This window comes from Flavobacterium sp. S87F.05.LMB.W.Kidney.N (genome assembly GCF_004366435.1).
Classification (GTDB): domain Bacteria; phylum Bacteroidota; class Bacteroidia; order Flavobacteriales; family Flavobacteriaceae; genus Flavobacterium.
Genome location: NZ_SODX01000004.1, coordinates 174672 through 196181, shown reverse-complemented (window position 1 = coordinate 196181; position 21510 = coordinate 174672). Strand labels below are relative to the sequence as shown.

At 31.4% G+C, this 21510-nt stretch carries 16 protein-coding genes; 14 read left to right on the top strand and 2 right to left on the bottom strand.

The genetic code is table 11. The annotated features are described in order from the left end of the window. The 12 genes from EDB96_RS13420 (at position 1) to EDB96_RS13365 (ending at position 16298) form a co-directional block, all read left to right on the top strand. Positions 1-429: a hypothetical protein gene (locus tag EDB96_RS13420; protein ID WP_134141324.1), complete on the top strand. Its 429-nt coding sequence runs from the start codon at positions 1-3 to the stop codon at positions 427-429. A 553-nt stretch (positions 430-982) separates the two neighbouring features. Beyond that, a complete protein-coding gene (locus EDB96_RS13415) occupies positions 983-1588 on the top strand; it encodes an RNA polymerase sigma factor (RefSeq protein WP_057118025.1) in 606 nt (201 codons plus the stop codon). Between the two features lie 90 nt (positions 1589-1678). After that, positions 1679-2794 (top strand): FecR family protein, encoded by a 1116-nt coding sequence (locus tag EDB96_RS13410; protein ID WP_057118024.1) that lies wholly within the window; start codon positions 1679-1681, stop codon positions 2792-2794. A 229-nt stretch (positions 2795-3023) separates the two neighbouring features. Beyond that, complete coding sequence (locus EDB96_RS13405; protein ID WP_134141323.1) at positions 3024-6728, top strand: SusC/RagA family TonB-linked outer membrane protein; 3705 nt, start codon at positions 3024-3026, stop codon at positions 6726-6728. Between the two features lie 11 nt (positions 6729-6739). After that, positions 6740-8218, top strand: coding sequence for a RagB/SusD family nutrient uptake outer membrane protein (locus EDB96_RS13400; RefSeq protein ID WP_208326196.1), 1479 nt, complete (start codon positions 6740-6742; stop codon positions 8216-8218). Between the two features lie 18 nt (positions 8219-8236). After that, positions 8237-9097: a putative zinc-binding metallopeptidase gene (locus EDB96_RS13395; protein ID WP_057118021.1), complete on the top strand. Its 861-nt coding sequence runs from the start codon at positions 8237-8239 to the stop codon at positions 9095-9097. A 37-nt stretch (positions 9098-9134) separates the two neighbouring features. Further along, positions 9135-10496 (top strand): DUF4302 domain-containing protein, encoded by a 1362-nt coding sequence (locus EDB96_RS13390; RefSeq protein ID WP_134141320.1) that lies wholly within the window; start codon positions 9135-9137, stop codon positions 10494-10496. Between the two features lie 557 nt (positions 10497-11053). After that, positions 11054-11800: a 3-oxoacyl-[acyl-carrier-protein] reductase gene (gene fabG, locus EDB96_RS13385; RefSeq protein ID WP_057119779.1), complete on the top strand. Its 747-nt coding sequence runs from the start codon at positions 11054-11056 to the stop codon at positions 11798-11800. A 142-nt stretch (positions 11801-11942) separates the two neighbouring features. Next, complete coding sequence (locus EDB96_RS13380) at positions 11943-13970, top strand: hypothetical protein (RefSeq protein WP_134141319.1); 2028 nt, start codon at positions 11943-11945, stop codon at positions 13968-13970. A 70-nt stretch (positions 13971-14040) separates the two neighbouring features. Further along, complete coding sequence (locus EDB96_RS13375; RefSeq protein ID WP_128414982.1) at positions 14041-14325, top strand: hypothetical protein; 285 nt, start codon at positions 14041-14043, stop codon at positions 14323-14325. A gap of 24 nt (positions 14326-14349) precedes the next feature. Next, positions 14350-15246, top strand: coding sequence for a LysR family transcriptional regulator (locus EDB96_RS13370; protein WP_134141318.1), 897 nt, complete (start codon positions 14350-14352; stop codon positions 15244-15246). Between the two features lie 74 nt (positions 15247-15320). Next, on the top strand, positions 15321-16298 hold the full coding sequence (locus EDB96_RS13365; protein ID WP_134141317.1) for a YeiH family protein: 978 nt from the start codon (positions 15321-15323) through the stop codon (positions 16296-16298). 3 nt (positions 16299-16301) lie between these two features. On the opposite strand, the gene EDB96_RS13360 is transcribed toward EDB96_RS13365, so the two are convergent. Further along, positions 16302-17102, bottom strand: coding sequence for a hypothetical protein (locus EDB96_RS13360; RefSeq protein WP_317126472.1), 801 nt, complete (start codon positions 17100-17102; stop codon positions 16302-16304). A gap of 324 nt (positions 17103-17426) precedes the next feature. Here EDB96_RS13360 and EDB96_RS13355 point away from each other — a divergent pair, with 324 nt between their 5' ends. Beyond that, on the top strand, positions 17427-18425 hold the full coding sequence (locus EDB96_RS13355; protein ID WP_057118013.1) for a zinc dependent phospholipase C family protein: 999 nt from the start codon (positions 17427-17429) through the stop codon (positions 18423-18425). Positions 18426-18501: 76 nt separating this feature from the next. Here EDB96_RS13355 and EDB96_RS13350 read toward each other — a convergent pair whose 3' ends face one another. Next, positions 18502-20643 carry an LTA synthase family protein gene (locus EDB96_RS13350; protein WP_134141314.1) on the bottom strand — a complete coding sequence of 714 codons (2142 nt, stop codon included), beginning with the start codon at positions 20641-20643 and terminating at the stop codon, positions 18502-18504. Between the two features lie 201 nt (positions 20644-20844). Between EDB96_RS13350 and EDB96_RS13345 the strand changes: the two genes are divergently transcribed. After that, positions 20845-21507, top strand: coding sequence for a response regulator transcription factor (locus tag EDB96_RS13345; RefSeq protein ID WP_134141313.1), 663 nt, complete (start codon positions 20845-20847; stop codon positions 21505-21507). Positions 21508-21510 lie beyond the last annotated feature (3 nt).

The window sequence follows — 21510 nt, the reverse complement described above, 5'->3', positions numbered from 1 at the left end:
ATGTATAAAGAATTAGAAAAATTTAAAGTAACTGATAGTTTTACTTTTACAATTGAAGATAGCTTAGAACAAGTTTGTAACGCTCCTGAAGGAAGTGCTGGAGTTTTTGTTGTGTATGCTGTTGAAGGAGATGCAAAAGAACTAATTATGGTTGGTTCAACAGGAACTGTTCAGAATGATGGAACTTTAAAAAGTAAAAATGGTGGACTATACGATAAAATCGTAAACGGTCATCAATTTGCAAAAACAGGAAGAAAATATTCTTGGCCTGCTCAAATGAAATTAGAAAGCATTGAAGCTCTTGAAGTTGTTTGGTTTGAAACTTTTAATGCTGATGCAAAAGCAATTCCAACTGCTGTTGAAGCTCAAGTTTTGCAAAATTTCTTAGACGAAAATGCTAAATTACCAAGATGGAATGTAGCATTCTAAGATTTTTAGAATAGAATAAATTGCTCAAAAGCCTTACTAAAAGTAGTAAGGCTTTTTTTATGGAATCAAACAAAAAGTGAGTTTTAAATTTTTGGCTAATTTTCAATTTTAATAGCTCATTTTTGTAAGAGTAATTTAAATTGCTTCAAACAGGTACTCAGCCAAAAACTCCAGCGTGTGTTTTGGTTAATTAAAATTTAAATTACTGTAAATTTAAGATTAAGTAAAAAAAATACCGCAAATACTGATAAATTTAGAAAAAGCTTCTTTTTTTAGATAATTATTGGGTTTTAATTATTTGCTTTTCTATATTTATCACACAAAAACAAAAAATAATGTTAAAATTTGATTTTTTTTGTATGAATTAAATCATGATTTCAATGTAAAACTCTTGTTTAATTTATGTTAACTAAGGGCGTTTGTTCTAGGAGATTTTTATTTAAAGAATTGAAAATTTTAAAAACTTTAATCCTTGTATTAATTCGTTTTATTTTAAGAAAAATTACTCTTCTTAAATGATTTTGATTTTTACGCCTCAAAAGTTTTATGCAATATGAGCCACATTTTAAAAAACAAAGCGTTAGATGATTTTATTCTTTGGAATAATTTAAAAAATGGTGATGAAAGATCATTCTCTTTACTTTTTGAAAAATATTATAGAGATTTAATTGGTTATGGAAATTCTCTTTGTCCATTTGAAGAAAAAGTACAAGATTGTATTCAAGATGTTTTTGCTGATATTTGGCTTTATCGTAATTCATTGCAAGATAATGTAATAGTAAAGGCTTATCTGCTTTCTAGTGTTAGAAAGAGAATTGCGCGTTTGCACGAGAGAGATCATGTTTTTAGAAAAACAACTACTACAGATGTTTTAGAATTCCTTTTTGATTTTTCTATAGAAAATGATTTAGTAGAAGATGAAGTTACTGCTGAACGTGTTTTGCATTTAAATAAATTGCTTAACGATTTACCTGGCCGCCAAAAAGAAGCCTTATACCTTCGTTATCATCAAGGATTGAGTGTCGATCAAATCGCAGATCTACTGGATGTTAATTATCAATCTGCAAATAACTTACTGCATCGCGGGTTATTAAGTCTTCGTAAAGAATGGAAAGGAAGTATTCCGCTTCTAGTCCTTATATCCTCAGGGCTTTTTTAATTTTTTAACAGAAAATCAAAAAAAAATCTTAAATAGGTGAGTATATAATAAAAAAAGTGTCCTCTATGTTTTTGTAACCTTAATAGTAAGATGCAAAAACGTAACAATTATACCGAAATAGAAGACTTCTTAGCTGATGAATCTTTTCAATTATGGATTTTATCTAAAGTTGATGAACAAGGCTGGGAAGAATGGACTTTAGAAAATCTCCAAAGAGCCAAACTTGTTGAAGATGCAAGGCTTTTGCTGCTGGCAATGAAAGTTCCAGATTCTAAATTATCTTCACATCAGGTCCATGAATCTTTACAGAAAACTTGGTTTAAAATTGAACAAAGAGAAGAACTTTCTCGAAATACTCTAAAAACTAGAAAACTTAAAATTCAGCGATACTGGTTTAGCGGTGTCGCAGCAGCAATTTTAGCAGGTATATTTTCTGTTTGGTTCTTTAAAAGTGATGTTTTGTCAAATGATAATGAAATCACTTATAAAGAATTAGTAGAAGAGAATAGCGAAGGTCTAGTAGAGCAAACTAATAATACCGAAAAATCTCAAACCATTACGCTATCAGATGGAAGTTCGGTATTGCTACAGCCAAATAGTAAATTAAGTTACCCTAAAATCTTTACCGGAAACGAAAGAAAGGTGTATTTATCCGGCGAAGGTTTCTTTGAAATTAGTAAAAATCCTAAAAAGCCTTTTTTTGTTTATGCTAACGAAATTGTGACTCGAGTTGTCGGTACAAGTTTTAGAATCAAAGCTTATCCAGATCAGCAAAACGTTGAAGTTCTAGTTCGCACCGGTAAAGTAAGGGTAAAATCAAATGATTTAGTTCATGCTCCTGAAAATCAAGAAATTGTTTTACTTCCTAATCAAGCCGTTCGTTTTGCTCGTAAAGACTTTGTTTTCAATAAGATTACAAATATTACTGCCGATCCAGTTTTAGTTAATAGTGCTACAAATATTGAACAGTTGAGTTTTGAGTTTACTGATATTCCAGTAGCTCAAATTTTAGAAACAATTGAACAGGCGTATTTAGTAGATATTGATTTTCCTCAAGATAAATTAAAAGACTGCCGTTTAACAACCTCGTTAAGTGATCAGCCGTTAGCCGAAAAGTTAAAAATTATTTGTAAAAGTATTGGCAATGATACTAACTACGAAATGAATGGAAACCAAATTGTGATTACTACTTCTGGCTGTAACTAGAAGGTTGAAATTCAATTAATAATATAGATGAAAAAACCAAAATAAACTGATTGTCGAAACTAAAAAAAAATCTTTAACTGCCTATGTAAAAAATAAATACATAAAAAAAGTGCCGAAATGCTGTAACATTGTCGACACTTTAAATTAAGTAAATCACTCTCTGTAAAGAGTAATTTATGATGTTTCTTAAAATACACTCGAATAGTATTAATCAAAACAAACCAAAATTATGAAAAAACCTGTTGTCAAGCAACGATTACTTCACCAAATCATGAAAATAACGCTGTTTCAGTTTGTGTTAGCACTTATATTTTCAAGTGTTACGATGGCAAATAATGTAAATGGGCAGAAAAAATTAGATACTAAAGTTACAATTACAGTCGAAAATCTAACTTTAGACAATGCCTTATCTAAAATTGAAAAGTCTGCTCATGTAAAATTTTCTTATAATTCTAGACTTCCTCAACTTTCTCAAAAAGTGAGTGTAGAGGCAAATCAAGAAACTTTGTCTAGTGTGCTAAGCAGAATACTAGTACCATTTAATATTACTTTTTCTGAAGTAAGCAATCAAATTGTGCTTCAGAAAAATTCAGTTGGTTCTTTCTCAACTGCAAATAATCATGATTCTTTATTTGAACTTTTGACTTTTGGACCAATTATTAAAGGAAAAGTTACAGACCAAACGGGCAGCCCGCTTCCTGGAGCTACAGTTATGGCTAAAGGAACAAAAACTGCAGTTTTAACAGATTTTGATGGAAATTTCGTTATCGAAATGCCAGCAAATGTAAACCGTATTGTTATTTCTTACGTTGGAATGGAAACTAAAGAAATTGGTATAGAAAATACTACACCAACTATTGTTTTAACAGAAGCAGGACAAAATCTTCAAGAAGTTGTAATTACAACTGGATATGAAAAAACTTCAAAAAGAACTTTTACTGGAGCGATCAGTAAAATTTCTGGAGCTGAATTAAAAGTTGATGGAGTAGTAGATGTGAGTAGAATGATTGAAGGAAAAGCTGCTGGGGTTACAGTACAAAACGTTACAGGTACTTTTGGTACTGCTCCGAAAATTACAGTTCGTGGATCTTCTTCAATTTTTGGAGATACAAAACCTTTATGGGTAATTGATGGTGTTGTTCAAGAAGATATTATCAATATTACTTTTGCTGATTTGGCTTCTGGAAATTCAGAAACTCTATTAAGCTCTTCTGTTGCAGGATTAAATGCAAACGATATTCAAAGTATTGAAATTCTTAAAGATGCATCCGCTACTTCAATCTATGGTTCAAGATCATTAAACGGAGTTGTAGTTGTTACTACAAAACAAGGTCGTAGAGATTCTCCATTAAAAGTAGCTTATAGCTTAGAGCAGACAGTAAGAAGTGTGCCAAGTTATACGCAATATGATATTTTGAATTCTCAAGAGTCAATGAGTATTTTTAAAGAAATGGAATCTAAAGGTTTCTTAGATTTACCTTCGACTGTTCAAGGAAGATACGGCGGGGTTTACAATATTCTTGGAAGAGCAATTAATACTTACGTTCCAGAAACTGGAGGATATTTAGTAAATAACGATCCTGTAAGCCGTAATAATTTCTTAAGAAAATATGAATTAGCCAATACTGATTGGTTTAAGGTTTTATTTAGACCATCTATTACACAAAATCACTCTTTGAGTTTTTCTGGAGGTGGAAAAAATAATACATTTTATGCCTCTTTAGGATACTATACAGATCCAGGATGGACTATTGCTGATGATGTAAAACAATTATCATCTAATATTAAAGGAACTTTCTATATCAATGACAGATTAAACCTGACATTATCTACTTTGGCTTCTATTAGAGATCAGGGAGCTCCTGGAACTTATGAAAGTCAAAAAGATCAAGTATTTGGTAAGGTTACTAGAGATTTCGATATCAACCCTTTTAGCTATGTTTTAAATACAAGCAGAACTTTAAGACCTTATGATGAAAATGGAAATTTAGAGTACTATAGAAATAACTGGGCTCCAATGAATATTATCAATGAATTGAAAACTAACTATTTAGATATTCAAGTAAAAGATATTCGTTTCCAATTAGATTTAGATTATAAAATTACACCGCATTTAACTTATAACTTAACAGGATCTGCTCGTTATGCAAACACAAGCAGAGAGCATAAAATTTTAGAAGGATCTAACGTTGTTGGTGCTTACAATGCAATGGAAACAACAATTGTAAGAGATGCAAATATCTTTTTATATAAAGATCCTAATGATTTAACTGCTCCAGCGGTTTCTGTTTTACCTAACGGAGGTTTCTTGAGAAAGTTTACAAATGATATGACTTCTTATAACATTAGAAATAGTGTTACTTATAGAAATACTTTTGCTGAAAAGCATGAATTGGAAGGTTTCTTTGGTACAGAATTACGTTCTGTAGATAGAAACAGCGATAATTTTACAGCAGCTGGACTTCAATATGACAGAGGTCTTACAGCATTTACTGATCCTAGATTAATTGAAAAAATTATTAATGAAGGAAATTCTTATTACGGATTTAATGAAGAAAGAGAGCGTACTGTAGGTTTCTTTGGAAAAGTGGGTTATACATTCGATCGTCGTTATACTGCTTCTGTAACAGGACGTTATGATGGTTCTAACAGACAAGGAAATAGTAATTCTTCTCGCTGGTTACCAACTTACACTTTTAGTGGAAAATGGAATGTTTCTGAAGAAAAATTCATGAAAAATGTAAAAGCGATTAACAATTTAGCTTTAAGAGGTTCTTATGGATTAACTGCTACTGCTGGTCCAGCAACAAACTCTTTGGCTATTTATAAAAGCTTTATTTCTAACCGTTTAAATCTTGATGACAGAGAAACTGGTATCGAAATCGATCAATTACAAAATTCAGATTTAACTTGGGAAAAACAATTTGAAACTAACATTGGACTTGACTTAGGTATGTTTAATAATAGAGTTCAGTTTGTAACAGATGTTTACCGTCGTAAAGCATTTGATTTAGTTGATTACGTAATTACTTCAGGTATTGGAGGTCAAAGAATTAAACAAGGTAATAATGCAAACATGGAGACTAAAGGTCTTGAAGTTGGTATAACTACTCAAAACATTGTTTCTCGTGATTTTAAATGGTCAACGACACTTAATTTCTCAGTTTTCAATCAAGAAATTACCAAATTAGAAAACAAACCAACAGCTTTTGATTTAGTTGATGGTAACGGAGGGAATGCAATTGGCCACCCAAGAAACTCTATTTATTCGTATCAATTTACAGGTTTAAATAACCAAGGTCTTCCAACATTTGTTATGGCACCAGGTGAAACAGATAACATTACAGGAGCTAATTTTCAAGATAATGATAATGTTACCAATTACTTGAAATACGAAGGATCTATAGAGCCAAACAAATCAGTTGGTTTAGCAAATACATTTACTTATAAAAACTGGTCATTATACGTTTTCATCGTTGGATCAGGAGGAAATAAAGTTCGTTTAAATCCAATTTATGACAGCCAGTATGATGATTTAACTGTATTTACAAAAGATTTCACGAATCGTTGGATTAATCCAGGTGACGAAAATTATACAAATGTACCAGTTATTGCAGATAAAAGGTTAATTACAGATTATGGTGGACAAAATATGTTACAAAGAGCCTATAACACTTATAATTATTCTGATGTTAGAATTGCTGATGGTGATTTCGTAAGATTGAAAAATATCTCATTAAGCTGGGAATTTCCAAAAGAATTCAAGAGTAAGTTAGGAGTAAGCACTTTTACATTAAAAGGTTCAGCAGTTAATCCTTGGTTGATTTATTCTGATAAAAAATTAAACGGCCAAGATCCTGAATTCCGTAATACAGGAGGAGTTGCATTTCCAATCACTTCTCAGTATACATTCACTTTAAATGTTTCATTATAATTAAGTTAATTATGAAAAATATAAAAATAGCACTTTCATTATTATTAGCAGCTTCTCTTACCGGCTGTGATGAGTTCCTTTCAGAAACTCCAGATAATAGAACGCAAATAGATACTGCAGATAAAATATCGGAACTTTTGGTTAACGCATATCCAAATGGAGGAACCTATATGGACTTTGCTGAAACAATGACCGATAACGTTGGTGATGGGCAATTGGCTGAAACTTTGCCTAAAAATGAGCAAAACTACAATTGGGAAATGCAGAATGAGACAAACGTTGATACTCAGGCAAACTATTGGGATGCTTGTTACCGAGCAATCGCACATGCAAACAAGGCACTTCAGGCAATAAATGAGCAAGGAAATCCTTCAAGTTTAAATCCTCAAAAAGGAGAAGCTTTATTGGCTAGAGCTTATGCGCACTTTATGTTAGTTTCATTTTGGTCTCAAAGATACAATCCAGCTACAGCAGATAAAGATCTTGGAATTCCATATGTTACAGAACCAGAAGAGGTATTAATTAAAAAGTATACTAGAAATACAGTTAAAGAAGTTTTCGATTTTATACAAAAAGACCTTGAAGAAGGAATTAAATTAGTTGGAAACAATTATTCTGAGCCAAAATTTCACTTTACTAAAGAAGCTGCAAATGCCTTTGCAAGCCGTTTCTATTTGATAAAAGGAGATTGGGACAAGGTTCTTGAAGTTTCTGAAGGATTAGGTTCTAAGCCTGTTGGAAAATTAAGAAACTATTTAGCATTTACAGCTTTAGATCCAAATGTGCAATTTATTGAATATGCAAAAGCAGGAGAACCAGCAAACTTATTAGTAGTATCTGCTTATTCAATTTATGCGAGAGCATCAAGCAGAAATAGATTCTATTTAGCAGGGAACAAAAGTCCAGACATTTTTGGACAAGCAACTAATATATATGGAAAACTGTGGCTTTATAAAACATATTCATACAATAGTAGTATGACGGTTTTCTCGCCAAAGTTTAAAGAGTATTTTAAATATACAAACTTAACGGCTAACATTGGAGAGCCATATTTAGGAACTGTACTTTTATCTTACGACGAATTTTATTTAAATAGAATTGAAGCTCTTGTAATGAAAAATAGAATTGCAGAAGCAAATACAGAATTAGAATATTTCTTAGGCACAAGAACTACAGGCTATAATGCCGCAACAGATAAACTTACAGAAGCAAAAGTTGTAGCCAAATATCCAGTTATTGCAGATGAATATACTCCTTTTTATGAGATGACACCAGTTCAGACTTCTTACGTGAAAGCAATTGCTGAAACTAGAAGAAGAGATTTTATCCACGAAGGAATTAGATATTTTGACGTAAAACGTTTCAACATTGTTGTAAGACATGAAACTTTCAATAAGCCAACAAATGTATTAGAGAAAGATGATAAACGTAGAGCAATACAAATTCCTCTAAGTGCATCAAGTAATGGAGTAGAGAAAAATCCTAGATAAAACTAAACTTAAAGTATTATGAAATTTGTAAATAAATATAAAAAGATAGCAGTATTTGTTGGGGTTTTAGCTTTAACAGCTTGTGCTCATGAAGATCAGCCAACAGAAAGCCAGTTAGATTACAACCAGCCAGCTAAAACAGATTTAGATAAATGGATTGATGCCAATTATCTTGTTCCATATAATATTAATGCGCAGTATAAATGGAATCAAAATACGGTTGATAATACAAGATATCTATTTCCTCCAACAATAGATAAAGTACAGCCGGCATTAGAAATTGTTAAACAAATTTGGCTGCAGAGTTATGCAACAATTGGAGGAGCAGATTTTGTTAAAAAAATTGCACCACGAGAAATTGTTTTGGTAGGTGGAGTAAATTCAAACTCAAACGGTACCAGAACACTTGGTATTGCTGAAGGCGGGCAAAGAATAACGCTTTTTGAAGTTGATAATATCAACAAGAAAAACCGTGCAATTGTTGCCGAATTTATTCATACCATTCAACACGAATACGTTCATATTTTAAATCAGACTAAACCTTTTGATGAGCAGGCTTGGGGAAAAATTACGCCTTCAGGATATACTGCAACGTGGCATCTTGAAACAACTGCAGCATCTAGAGAGTTAGGTTTTATTACAAGCTATGCTAGATCAAATGTCGTTGAAGATTTTGCAGAAACTGCGTCTATTATTTTAATTAGTACAAAAGCAGAATACGCTGCAATATTAGCAGGTATAACAAGTGCAAAAGCAAGAGCAGATATTCAAAGAAAAGAAGCAATTGTAGTTCAATATTTTAAAGATGCTTTTAATATGGACTTTTATGCATTAAGAGATGAAGCAGAAAAGAATACCACTTATGTAATTAATAATTAATTTGTTTCAACAATTATAAAACTTAAAAAAAGGTATTATGAAAATAAAAAATATATTCAAGTATGTAGTTGTTGCATTGCTTATAGTGCAGCTGACAGCTTGTACAAGTACAGAAGTTGAACAAAAGTTTGACAAAACTCCAACAGAGCGTTTAAATGCTCAAAAAAGCGAATTACAAGAAGTTTTGCTCACTTCTCCAGATGGCTGGAAAGCGGTTTATTTTACAGACGATAAACAACTTGGAGGCTTTACTCATTTATTCAAATTTACTCCTGATGGAAAAGTTGAAATGGCATCTGACTTTGATGCTACTACAACTTCAAAATTCACAAGTGAATACGATATTCAATTAGGAAGTACTGTAAGTTTGGTTTTTACAACTAAAAACAGAATTCATTTATTATCAGATTCAAGCCCACAATCTAATCCAACACCAGCTTTGCTTGGTAAAGGATATTTAGGAGATTTTCAGTTTTTATATTACGGACAAGAAAATGGACAGCTTATATTTAAAGCAAACAGAACTGCAGGTGATGGTACATCTAAAGAAATTCGTTTTGTGAAAGCAACTGCTCAGGATTGGACAGATCTTCCTAAAAACATTGATATGATTGCTAACGTTGTTGGCGCAAATACAAGACCATTGTTTAGATTATTTGAAACAAATGACGGAACAACTACACATCAATATGATTTTGCTTTTGCTACGAGATCAAGATTTGCAACTGCAAATTCTATTGAAGCTGGATCTACAGCTACAAACAATATGGGAATTGCATATACTCCAACAGGAATTGTAGTAAGCCCAGCTGTAGAAGTAGGTGGTCAGAAATTAACAGATTTTGTATACAATAGTACAGACGGAAGTTTTACAGCAACTGGAACAAATGGTGTAAGCGCTTCTATTAAATATAGTGCAAAACCATTAGTTCTTACTGATGACTATAAAAACTTAGTTGTTGGAAAACCACAGATGGTGTTCGGATACATTGCAGCAAACTTGTATACAGCTCCAACAAATTCATCTTATTTTAAAACACTTGTAGATAAAGTAAATGCTACATTACCTGCAAATCAATCTATTGCCAGAGTTCAAATTGTGTTTAATAATGTACCCAACGGGACATATATTCAGTATCAGTTTAATGGAGGAAAAGCTCAAATTGTTCATTGGTTAACTACAACAGAAGATGCAGTTAATAAAACTATAATTTTAAATGATGATGGCTGGAATACAACAGCAGCAAATTATGCTTTCTTAAAAGATATAGATAATGAATTAACCAATTCAAAAGGTCTGTATGTTAAAAAAGAAACTTTTAGAATTACATTTTCTAATACCATTTATACTTTTACAAGTGCAGCTAGTAACTTTAGAATGACAACTTATCAATTATAAAATTTTATTGTACTTAAAAAAAGCAGTTCCAGTTTACTGGACTGCTTTTTTTTAATAAAACATAAAGAGGAGAAACGAAAAACTATTTGTTTAATGATTTTTAAATATTGGATTTATAATGAAAAAATACATTTCACCTCTTAATCTAATCTTTTTATTATGGGGTATTTTACTTCTCACTATTTCAGGATTTTTTAGAGATTATGTGAGATCTTACCTTTATTTATCGATTGCAATGGTTACACTATACATTATATTGGATGTTAGTAAACAAAGAAAAAATGATAAAGCTGAAAGAATTAAAAAGCTTTCAGAATCAGTAAACAGAATGATGATTATGGCTGTAGTTCTTATAATTATGTTCGCCATAACAAAGCAAAATCATATATAAGAATTTTAGTTTTATTTTTTTATTTTGGGAGAACAGCTCATTTATTGAGCTGTTTTTTTGTTTTATGAAGAAAGAAAAATCTAAGCCAATTTTTGTATTACAAATTTTATTAAACGCCCAAATACTCTATATTTGTATTTCAAAAAATAAAAACGAATACCTTAATATGAAATTACTAGAAGGAAAAGTTGCAATAATTACTGGTGCAAGCCGTGGAATCGGAAAAGGAATTGCTGAAGTTTTTGCTAAACATGGAGCAAACGTTGCTTTTACATACAGCTCATCTGCAGCTTCTGCAGAAGCATTAGAAGCAGAACTAAATAGTTTAGGCGTTAAAGCAAAAGGTTATCAATCTAATGCAGCAGATTTTAATGAGGCTCAAACTTTTGTTGATGCTGTTTTAGCAGATTTTGGAACTGTAGATATCTTAATCAACAATGCCGGAATAACAAAAGACAATTTGTTAATGCGTATGTCCGAGGCAGATTTCGACCAAGTAATTGATGTAAACTTGAAATCGGTTTTTAATATGACAAAAGCGATTCAAAAAACTTTCTTGAAACAAAGAGCAGGTTCAATCATCAACATTAGTTCTGTAGTTGGAGTTTCTGGAAACGCTGGACAAACAAATTATGCCGCTTCTAAAGCTGGTGCAATTGGTTTTACTAAATCTGTAGCTCTAGAATTAGGTTCTCGTAACATTCGTTGCAATGCAATCGCGCCAGGATTTATTGAAACTGAAATGACTGCAAAATTATCTGAAGATGTAGTAAAAGGATGGAGAGAAGGTATTCCGTTGAAACGTGGAGGAAGCCCAGAAGATGTAGCAAATGCTTGTCTTTTCTTAGCTTCAGACATGAGCGGTTATATTACTGGGCAAGTTCTTAATGTTTGCGGAGGAATGTTAACCTAAGGTACTGTGGTACTAAGTTACAAAGGTTCAAAGGTTTTAGTATTCAGTCTATTCTGATTCTAGGATAAAGCTGAACACTTTAGTCAAATAATTGACTTTTTAAATCTGATGACCGTAAACTGTTACTGAATACTAAATAAATATGACGACAAACACGATTCTTTTATTATTGCTTTCTTTAGTAATTGCTGGTGGTTTATCGTACTTTCAATATTTTTATAAAGCCAAAAGTAAATCCAATGTGGTTATACTTTTGGCTTTTTTACGTTTCCTGGCCATTTTTGGGCTATTGGTTTTACTCATAAATCCAATAATTTCTAAGAGTTCGCTGGAAATAACAAAAACGCCTTTAGCAATTGTCGTAGATAATTCGAGTTCTATTGCAGCTTTAAAGTCAGATAAAAAGGCGGTTGAACTTTATCAAAAATTAATTTCAAACCCTGCATTAAAAGAAAAGTTTGAAATTCAATCCTATCAATTTGATAACGATTTTAAAACTTCAGATAAATTTGATTTTAAAGGAAATCAAACCAATTTAGACGAAGCAGCAAAGAACTTAAAAAGTATCAATAAAAATCTGATTTTCCCAACGGTTATAATTACCGACGGAAATCAAACTACAGGAAATGATTATGTATATCGTTTTGATCCTGTTAATAAAGTTTATCCTTTAGTTGTGGGAGATACAACTACATTTTTTGATTTAAAAATCAATCAGCTTAACGTAAACAAATACGCTTTTCATAAAAATAAATTTCCTGTCGAAGTTTTTCTACAATATGCAGGCAACAAAGCTGCGAATGCAGAATTTACTATTTCACAGGGAAATACAATTGTAGCAAAAGAGAAACTTTCATTTTCTCCTTCAAAAAAAACAGCTTCTTTAAACTTGCTTTTGCCAGCAGATAAAGTAGGATTGCAGATTTATAAAGCCAGCATTCAATCTTCTTCAAAAGAAAAAAATAGCTACAACAATATCAAAAATTTTGCAGTCGAAATAATAGATCAAAAGTCAACTATTGCAATTGTTTCGGCTATAAATCATCCAGATATTGCATCATTAAAACGTTCGATCGAGGTTAATGCGCAACGTAAGGTAATATTAGTTAAACCAAATCAAATTAATGAGTTACAAGACATTTCGGTTTTGGTTTTATATCAGCCAACAACGGCTTTTAAGGCAATTTTTGATAATAATAAATTAGCATCAACAAACACGTTTATTATAACAGGAAATAACACAGATTTTAATTTCTTAAACCAACAGCAGAATAATTTAATCTTTAAAATGAGTAATCAAAGAGAAGATTTTCTCTGCGAATTCAAACCAGACTTTAACTTATTTGCAATTGATAATATTGGTTTTGAAAATTTTCCGCCTTTACAGAATTTGTTCGGAAATATTAGTACAAACGGAAATGTGTCTGTTTTACTTTCATCAAAAATTAGAAACGTTTCTACAAATGCACCATTATTGGCTTTCGCCGAAAATCAAGGAAAAAGAACTGCTTTTCTTTTAGGAGAAAACAGCTGGAAATGGCGTTTGCAAAGTCATGTCGATAATCAGTCATTTGAAAAATATGATATTTTTATTGATAAAATTATTCAATATTTAGCGTCAACAACTTCCAAGAAATCTTTGGTTGTAACACATGAAAGTTTTTACAATTCTGGAGAAGAGATTATCATCAATGCGCAATATTTCAATAAAAATTATGAGTTTGACGAAAAAGCCAGACTTACCATAAGTGTTGTAAATGCTGCGACTAAACAAACAAAAAACTACGATTTACTGAAAGGAAGCAATTCTTTTTCGGCTAATTTAGAAGGACTTCCAGCAGGAAAATATAATTTTACGGTAAAAGAATTAAACTCAAATACATCGTATTCAAGTCATTTTGAGATTTTAGATTTTGATATCGAAAAACAATTTGTAAATCCAGATGTTCAAAAGTTACAGCAACTAGCACAGCAAACCGGCGGAAAAGCCTTTTTTGAAAATCAAGCTGATAATTTGATTAACACACTTTTAGAGAATAACGAATACAAATCAATCGAAAAAAACATTTCTACTAAAACTCCAATTATTGACTGGGTTTGGTTATTAATTTTGATTGCCGTTTTATTGACTACAGAATGGTTTGTAAGGAAGTATAATGGATTGCTTTAAAATTAAATTGATCGTGTCCTTTAAAAAAGTTTTAATTTTCTTTAGTCTGTTTTTTTGTACTATTTTTTCTTTGATTTATATAAATGCTAGAAAAGAAAATAGAAATGACTATCAATTTGTGATCACTAAAATTAATGAAAATGCAAAAGGTTACATTACTGCAAATGGTGTGAAAAAGAAATTCAAATTTGCTAATTTTAATTCTTACAAAATCGATATTAAAAAAGATGATAGTTTAGTTAAAAAAGCATTTTCAAAAAAAGTTTATATTTATAGAAAAGATAAAAAAATAGATAAATATAATTTAGTTTTATTATTAAACGAATCTGGAACATTTCCAATAGATTGGCAATAATTATTTATCTTTAATTTTTTTGAAATGGACTTCAGACTAAAAGTTTTTTACACCGTTGCGCTCCGCCTTAATTTTACTAAAGCGGCAACAGAATTGTATATTACACAGCCAGCAGTTTCCAAACATATTCAGGAACTCGAAGAAACCTACAAAACCAAACTTTTTGAACGAAATGGTTCTAAAATAGCCTTAACACCAGCTGGGAAAATTCTATTAAAATATACTAAAAGTATTTTTGATATTTACCGAGAAATTGACTTTGAGATGAGTTCATTCAACAAAGAACGTCAAGGTTTATTGAGGCTGGGAGCAAGTACGACAATTTCGCAATACATAATTTCTCCAATTTTAGCTAGTTTTCATCAAAAGCAAAAAGATATAAAAGTCAATCTACTGAATGGAAATACTGAACAAATCGAAAACGCCTTAATCAATAAAGAAATAGAAATTGGAATTGTTGAAGGGCAGTCTAAAAATCAATCCATAAAATACATTCCGTTTTTAAAAGACGAATTGGTTTTGGTCTGCAATAGTAAAAATCCGTTAGTGAAGCAAAATGAAATTTCAGTAAACGATTTAAAATCAATGAAATTTATAACTCGCGAACGTGGATCTGGAACACTTGAAGTTATAGAATTTGCATTGAAAAAAGCAGGTTTGAAATTTTCAGATTTACAAATCGAAATGCAGTTAGGAAGTACAGAAAGTATAAAGTCGTATTTGTTAAACTCGGATTGTTTTGCATTTATGTCCATTCATGCCGTAAATAAAGAATTACTAAACAAAGAATTAATAGTTTTAGATATCGAAAAATTAGCAATAGAAAGATTCTTTTATATCATTACTTTAGTAGGGAAATCAGATTCGTTATCAGAATTGTTCATTCAAAACATAGCTTCTCATTATAACTTGAAGTTATAGTCGATTGTAATTTACGATTGGTATTTATGGTTTAAACGACGGAACTTTGCAATATAAATATCACTTACTTTATTTTGAAAACAAAACAACATACAACAGCACAATTATTTGAAATTAATCATTCGTTACAGCAGGTGCTTTTTGTTGCAGTGATTTTGTTGTGTTTATTCTCAATCATTTCTCCACCAATCGCACTTTTACTAGGAGTACTAATTGTAAATGTTTTCGGAAATCCATTTGTTCAATTCAATCATAAAGCAATCACATTTTTACTGCAGTTTTCAGTTGTGGGTTTAGGTTTCGGAATGAACGCCCATAACGCAGTTTCAGCAGGAAAAGAAGGTTTTATTCTAACCGTTTTTTCAATTTTCAGTACTTTAATTTTTGGTTTTTTAATTGGTAAATGGCTGCAAACAGACAAGAAAACATCCCATTTAATTTCTTGTGGAACTGCAATTTGCGGAGGAAGTGCAATCGCGGCTATTGCGCCAGTAATTAAATCAAACGAAAATCAGACTTCAATTGCTTTGGGAGTAATTTTTATACTGAATTCAATTGCCTTATTTGTTTTTCCATTTATTGGGCATCAATTAGATTTATCCCAAAAAGATTTCGGACTTTGGTGTGCAATTGCAATTCACGATACCAGTTCGGTTGTTGGGGCGGCCAATAAATACGGAGCAGAAGCTTTACAGGTGGCAACAACAGTAAAATTAGCAAGGGCTTTGTGGATTATTCCGATATCGCTTTTAACAGCTTTTGTTTTTAATAAGCAATCCAGAAGCTTTGGAACAAAAATAAAAATCCCTTATTTTATTGGGTTATTTATTATGGCTATGCTTGTAAACACATATTTGCCTTCTACAAATACTTTCACCACACATATAGTTGGCGTAGCTAAAATTGGTTTAACAATTACTTTATTCTTAATTGGTGCAACTCTAAATTTCTCTACTTTAAAAGCAGTAGGAGTAAAGCCTTTATTACAGGGAGTTTTTCTTTGGATCTTTATAGCTGTTTTAGCTTTAGTCTCAATTATTTACTTGAGTTAAAAGCTATTTTACATTTGAAAATTTGACAGTTGGTTTGTCTATCATCTTATAAAATTTTCCTTTAAAAGAAAAACGTCTTTCAATTTCAAAATCAAACTGTTTTTTAGTTTTGGCCATTTCAGCTATTTCTACAGGAAGTGTTGCTTCAAATTCATCTTCGGCTTTTGCGTCTTTATTATAAGAACCGTTGGTTTTTACTATAATATCTCTAAAATGTTTTTTAGCAGCATCGTCAACAACTTTATAAGAACCAGTCCATTTTATGCTTGCAACATTGGTTAATTGATACTCATTAACTTCCATTATAGGTTGATATTTACCATCAAAGCCAGCCACAAGATACAGATAGCCTTCATACGGGCCACCGGCACCGCCATTAATATGCGAAATAGTAAAAGCAAATTGATCTTCTCCAATTTGTAAAAGTTTTGGAGTAGGACATTGTGCAAAAGCTCCAAAAGCAGCAACACCAGGCTGAAAAGATTTCATTTCCCAGACGTTACCATTTTTAGCGAATTTTGCTAAACCTAACAAACCGCCGGAAAAACGTCCAGTTTGTAAGCCATCTTCATCATGAACAGAATGATTAAAAGCCAATATTTTAAATTGATTTCCTTTAGAATCTGCATAGTCAATATTAGCAAGAAGTCTTGTAGCTACGCCATTTGAATAGGGGAACATTTGATCGCCTTCTACACCATTTACATCTACAAAAGGAGCAGGTTTACAAGTTTTGCAGGTCCAGCTTACAAATGTATTTTTCTCTTTAAGATGATATAATTTACCAGGAAACAATTTTTGCATTATTCTTTCCGCATTAAAAGGATCGGAAAATCTAACTGTTCTTTTTGAATTTAAAATACTATCACTAACATTTTTTGGTTTGATTTCGTTCTCCTGAGCAAAGCAAACAGTCGATAAAAAGAAAATTATATTTAGAAAAGTAAAGCGCATGGTTTTAAGGTTTAGTCCATTAACAAACTTACGAAAGAAAATCTTTATACATGAACTTATGTTAGTTATATGGTATAAAAATTTCAAAAAATTAAATTTACATAATCTTAGACGGTTATACTTTGAATTATCCATAAATAAGGTAAATTTGCACCTCTAAATACAAAAACAAAAATGAAAAACTTCAAATCTAAACCAAGATTAATTGCGTTCTGTGCTTTAATCATTGGGTTTTTTACTTTATCCTGGGGAATTGTAGGTCACGAAAGAATCAACAAAGCAGCTGTAATGGCATTGCCGCATCCGCTTCAGGTTTTCTTTTACAATCATATTGATTTTATTACACAAGAAGCTTCAGTTCCAGATATTCGTAAATATGCTTTAAGTTATAAAGATGAAGGTCCAAGGCATTATTTCGATATGGAAAACTTTGGCCCAGCTGATAGTTATCCACAAACTTTAGAAGAAGCAAAGAAAAAATATGACGCTAAATTTTTAAGCGATAACGGAATTTTACCTTGGTATATTGAAGATATGATGGCAAAATTGACTAAAGCTTTTAAAGATAAAAATAGAGCTGAGATCTTATTTTTGGCAGCAGATTTGGGGCATTACATTGGCGATGCGCACATGCCATTGCATACTTCTGCAAATCATGACGGGCAATTAAGCGATCAAAAAGGAATTCATTCTCTTTGGGAGAGCAGACTTCCTGAGTTATTTGCTAAGAATTATAAATTAAATGTTCCTTATGCGCATCATTATGATGATGTTCACAAAGCAATTTGGGATATGATAAATGATACACACAGTTTAGCACAGCCTTTATTGGATATCGATAAAAAATTAAGAACGGCTACGCCAGAAAACCAAGTTTTTAAAATGGATGCTGACGGAAAAGTATTGAAAAGTAAATATAATACAGCTGTTTTTGCAGATGAATATGCTAAAAAACTACACGATCAGCTAAACGGAATGGTTGAAAGTCAAATGAAAAAGGCGATTGAGGCAACAGCAAGTTTTTGGTATACTGCATGGGTAGATGCTGGAAAACCAGATTTGAGTGATTTAGATTCACCAGCAGTTACTCAAAGAAATTATCAATTTTTACAAGAAGATTTAAAGCTATATCAAAAAGGAAATCTTTTTGGATTGAAAAACCAAAATGATTAATTTAAGATTTATAGTTTCAAGCTTAACGAAACTAAAAAAGCCTCAAGTTGTTGAACTTGAGGCTTTTTTTATGTATTTATCGAACCTTTGCGTATAATTTAGCATTCTTAAAAGTTAAACCTAAATCTTTAAGCTGGTACTCTTTTTTCTTTAAAACGTAAGAAGCAGATTGATAATAAGAAATCGTTTCATTGGTCAATTCCGTATTTTCGGATTTTAGCGGGATTTCATCATAATGAATCTGAAATTCAGGTGCAATGCCGGCTTTTGGGTTAAGTTTTAATTGAAATTGTTTTATTTGTTGTTTTGGAGATAAAATTGTCAAAACATTATCTTTTATAAAACCTAAATCTTGATAAGTGGCAATAAAAGCCCTAGGCTGATAATCTGGTTTTAAAACATCCTGCCCGAAAAATTTACTTTTATAATCAAAATTTAACAGCCCAAATAATGTTGGCATAATATCAATTTGAGACATTAATTTGGTGTATTTCTCAGGTTTACTATATGGAGAATAAATTAAAGCTGGAATTCTGTATTTGTCTAACGGAAGTTGTGTTTTTCCGGCACTCGAAGCACAATGATCGGCAACAATAACAAAAACAGTATTGTTGAACCAAGGCTGTTCTTTAGCTTTGTTGAAAAACTGGCGAAGCGCATAATCGGTATATTTTACGCCGCCGTCGCGAGATTTTATATTTCCTGGAATATCAATTTTATTGTTCGGATATGTAAACGGCCTGTGATTACTAACCGTCATGATATGATTGAAAAAAGGTTTATTCTGCTGTGCTTCAGCGTTCATAACCTTTATAGCTTTGTTGTACATGTCTTCATCGCAGACTCCCCAAACATTCGAAAAAGTAATTTCATTTTCAGAAAAGTTAGATTTATCAATAATCTGATAACCGTTTCCAGAATAGAAATCCTGCATATTATCAAAAAAAGCATCTCCACCGTACATGAATTTTACATTGTAACCTTTTTTAAGAAAAACAGAACCAGTCGAAAATTTGTTTTTATTGTCTTCTCTTTTTACAACACTTTCTCCAGCAGTAGGAGGCAGGCACAAAGTTACAGCTTCAAGACCTCGTACCGTTCTGTTTCCAGCTGCATAAACATTGGTAAATAATAAACTTTTTTGTGCTAAACTATCTAAAAATGGCGTGATATTCTGTTGGTTTCCGTACATTTTCATGAAATCGGCACTTAAACTTTCAACCGTAATTAAAACTACATTTTTATGTTTTTCGATAGAATCATTATTGATTTCACGTAAAGTATTTTCTCCAGTAATTGTCGGAAATTGTTCTTTTAAAAGCGCAAAAGCTTTTTCGTTCGAAATTGTTTTATAAAATTTAAAATAATCAAGTTTGTTATTCTGAAAAGCCAAGTAAAACTTATAAATCCCGTTAGATTGTAACTCGTTAACAAATACATTTTTTGAATTTTCCGTTTTAGCTAAACTTGGAATTGCAAATAAAGAAGCTGCAAATAGTGCTCCGTAAATAGCTGTAACTTTAAGTTTTTCGGTGAAGTTTGGAATTTCATCAATATAATTTCGGGAATTCTTTATAATAAAAAATGTAATAATTCCAGTAATAATAAATAATCCCGAAAATATTGGAATTACAGGATAAGACTGCATAATATTACCTATAACTTCATTGGTGTAAATGAGGTAATTAACAGCAATAAAATTGTACTTAACTCCAAATTCATTCCAAAAGAAAAACTCACTTATCGCATTTTGAAGGATCAATAAAACGTATAAAAAAATTACAAATGCAAAAAGCCAGAATCTAATTTTGGTGCGATATTTTGGTAAAAATAAAAACAGGGCAAATAAAGACGTTTTAATTGCCACAAAAATTAAAACAATTTTTGGTAAAGCACCGCCGTATTCATCAAAAATACTTTTTCCAGATGCTATGTAAATTAAAAAAGAAGCGAAACCCGCGAGAATAAAATATCCGTAAGGTTTATTGTACTTTGAATTGGAGATAAAAATAAGATACAGCCAAAGGAAAATTGAAGCTATTACAAATACAAAAAAATCTGAAATTAAGCCTAAGGTGAAGATTTTGAGGCTTTCAGCGAATGTAAAAGAGCTTTGTGTAATTGGGTGAAAAAAAAGGACAATTCTGAGTATCAAACTTACAATAAAGTACAATACGGCAAGATTGTAAAAAGGCGAAAGTTTTTTGGAAAAAGTCATCTAATTATTTTTTTTACAAAATTACTTTCGATTGATTAACGCCAGATTAAGTTAGACTTTTACCTTACTTAACGTTATCTTAAAGTTCGCTTAAGATATTGGTTTTCTTAATACTTTGACATTTTGGCTTATTTCTGATTTGGAAATATCCTATCTTTGATGTAGAAAAATTAAATTCGGATCTTAAATTAAACACGATAGATGCATATTTTAATAGTTGAAGACGAATTAGGGATTGTTCAGTTTTTAAAACAAGGCCTACAAGAAGAAGGTTATCAGGTAACGACCGCAAATGATGGTTCTAAGGGCTTCGAATTGACCCATGAGCAAAAGTTTGATTTGATTCTTTTAGATTGGATGCTTCCAAAAATTAACGGACTTGATCTCTGCAAGGCAATCAGGGTTAAAGATCAAACAACTCCAATTATTTTTTTAACCGCAAAAGATACTGTTCAGGAAACAATAGAAGGTTTAAAAGCTGGAGCAAATGACTATATCAAAAAGCCGTTTAGTTTTGAGGAATTGGTAGAGCGTATTAAAGTTCATTTTAGAAATAAAAAACAAACCGAAATATTAACTCTCGGAACTATCCGAATGGATTTGTCTAAGCATATTGTTTTAAAAGATCAAGAAGAGATTTCGTTAACGCAGAGAGAATTCGAATTATTAACCTATTTAATTCAGCATAAAGGAAAAGTCTGTACAAGAAATCAGATTTTAAGGGATGTATGGGATATAAATTTTGAATATGACACTGGTGTAATTGATGTTTTTATGAATGCCATTCGGAAAAAACTGAAACTAAAAATTGAAGAAGATTATATAAAAACTATCCGTGGCGTTGGTTATATAGCCAATGATTAAAAA

What these genes read in the sequence shown, in the direction of transcription:
- EDB96_RS13370 (WP_134141318.1), top strand. Translation starts at nt 14,350, where the DNA reads ATGGACTTCAGACTAAAAGTTTTTTACACCGTTGCGCTCCGCCTTAAT.
- EDB96_RS13360 (WP_317126472.1), bottom strand. Translation starts at nt 17,102, where the DNA reads ATGCAAAAATTGTTTCCTGGTAAATTATATCATCTTAAAGAGAAAAAT.
- EDB96_RS13405 (WP_134141323.1), top strand. Translation starts at nt 3,024, where the DNA reads ATGAAAAAACCTGTTGTCAAGCAACGATTACTTCACCAAATCATGAAA.
- EDB96_RS13390 (WP_134141320.1), top strand. Translation starts at nt 9,135, where the DNA reads ATGAAAATAAAAAATATATTCAAGTATGTAGTTGTTGCATTGCTTATA.
- EDB96_RS13355 (WP_057118013.1), top strand. Translation starts at nt 17,427, where the DNA reads ATGAAAAACTTCAAATCTAAACCAAGATTAATTGCGTTCTGTGCTTTA.
- EDB96_RS13420 (WP_134141324.1), top strand. Translation starts at nt 1, where the DNA reads ATGTATAAAGAATTAGAAAAATTTAAAGTAACTGATAGTTTTACTTTT.
- EDB96_RS13395 (WP_057118021.1), top strand. Translation starts at nt 8,237, where the DNA reads ATGAAATTTGTAAATAAATATAAAAAGATAGCAGTATTTGTTGGGGTT.
- EDB96_RS13380 (WP_134141319.1), top strand. Translation starts at nt 11,943, where the DNA reads ATGACGACAAACACGATTCTTTTATTATTGCTTTCTTTAGTAATTGCT.
- EDB96_RS13345 (WP_134141313.1), top strand. Translation starts at nt 20,845, where the DNA reads ATGCATATTTTAATAGTTGAAGACGAATTAGGGATTGTTCAGTTTTTA.
- fabG (WP_057119779.1), top strand. Translation starts at nt 11,054, where the DNA reads ATGAAATTACTAGAAGGAAAAGTTGCAATAATTACTGGTGCAAGCCGT.
- EDB96_RS13415 (WP_057118025.1), top strand. Translation starts at nt 983, where the DNA reads ATGAGCCACATTTTAAAAAACAAAGCGTTAGATGATTTTATTCTTTGG.
- EDB96_RS13410 (WP_057118024.1), top strand. Translation starts at nt 1,679, where the DNA reads ATGCAAAAACGTAACAATTATACCGAAATAGAAGACTTCTTAGCTGAT.
- EDB96_RS13350 (WP_134141314.1), bottom strand. Translation starts at nt 20,643, where the DNA reads ATGACTTTTTCCAAAAAACTTTCGCCTTTTTACAATCTTGCCGTATTG.
- EDB96_RS13400 (WP_208326196.1), top strand. Translation starts at nt 6,740, where the DNA reads ATGAAAAATATAAAAATAGCACTTTCATTATTATTAGCAGCTTCTCTT.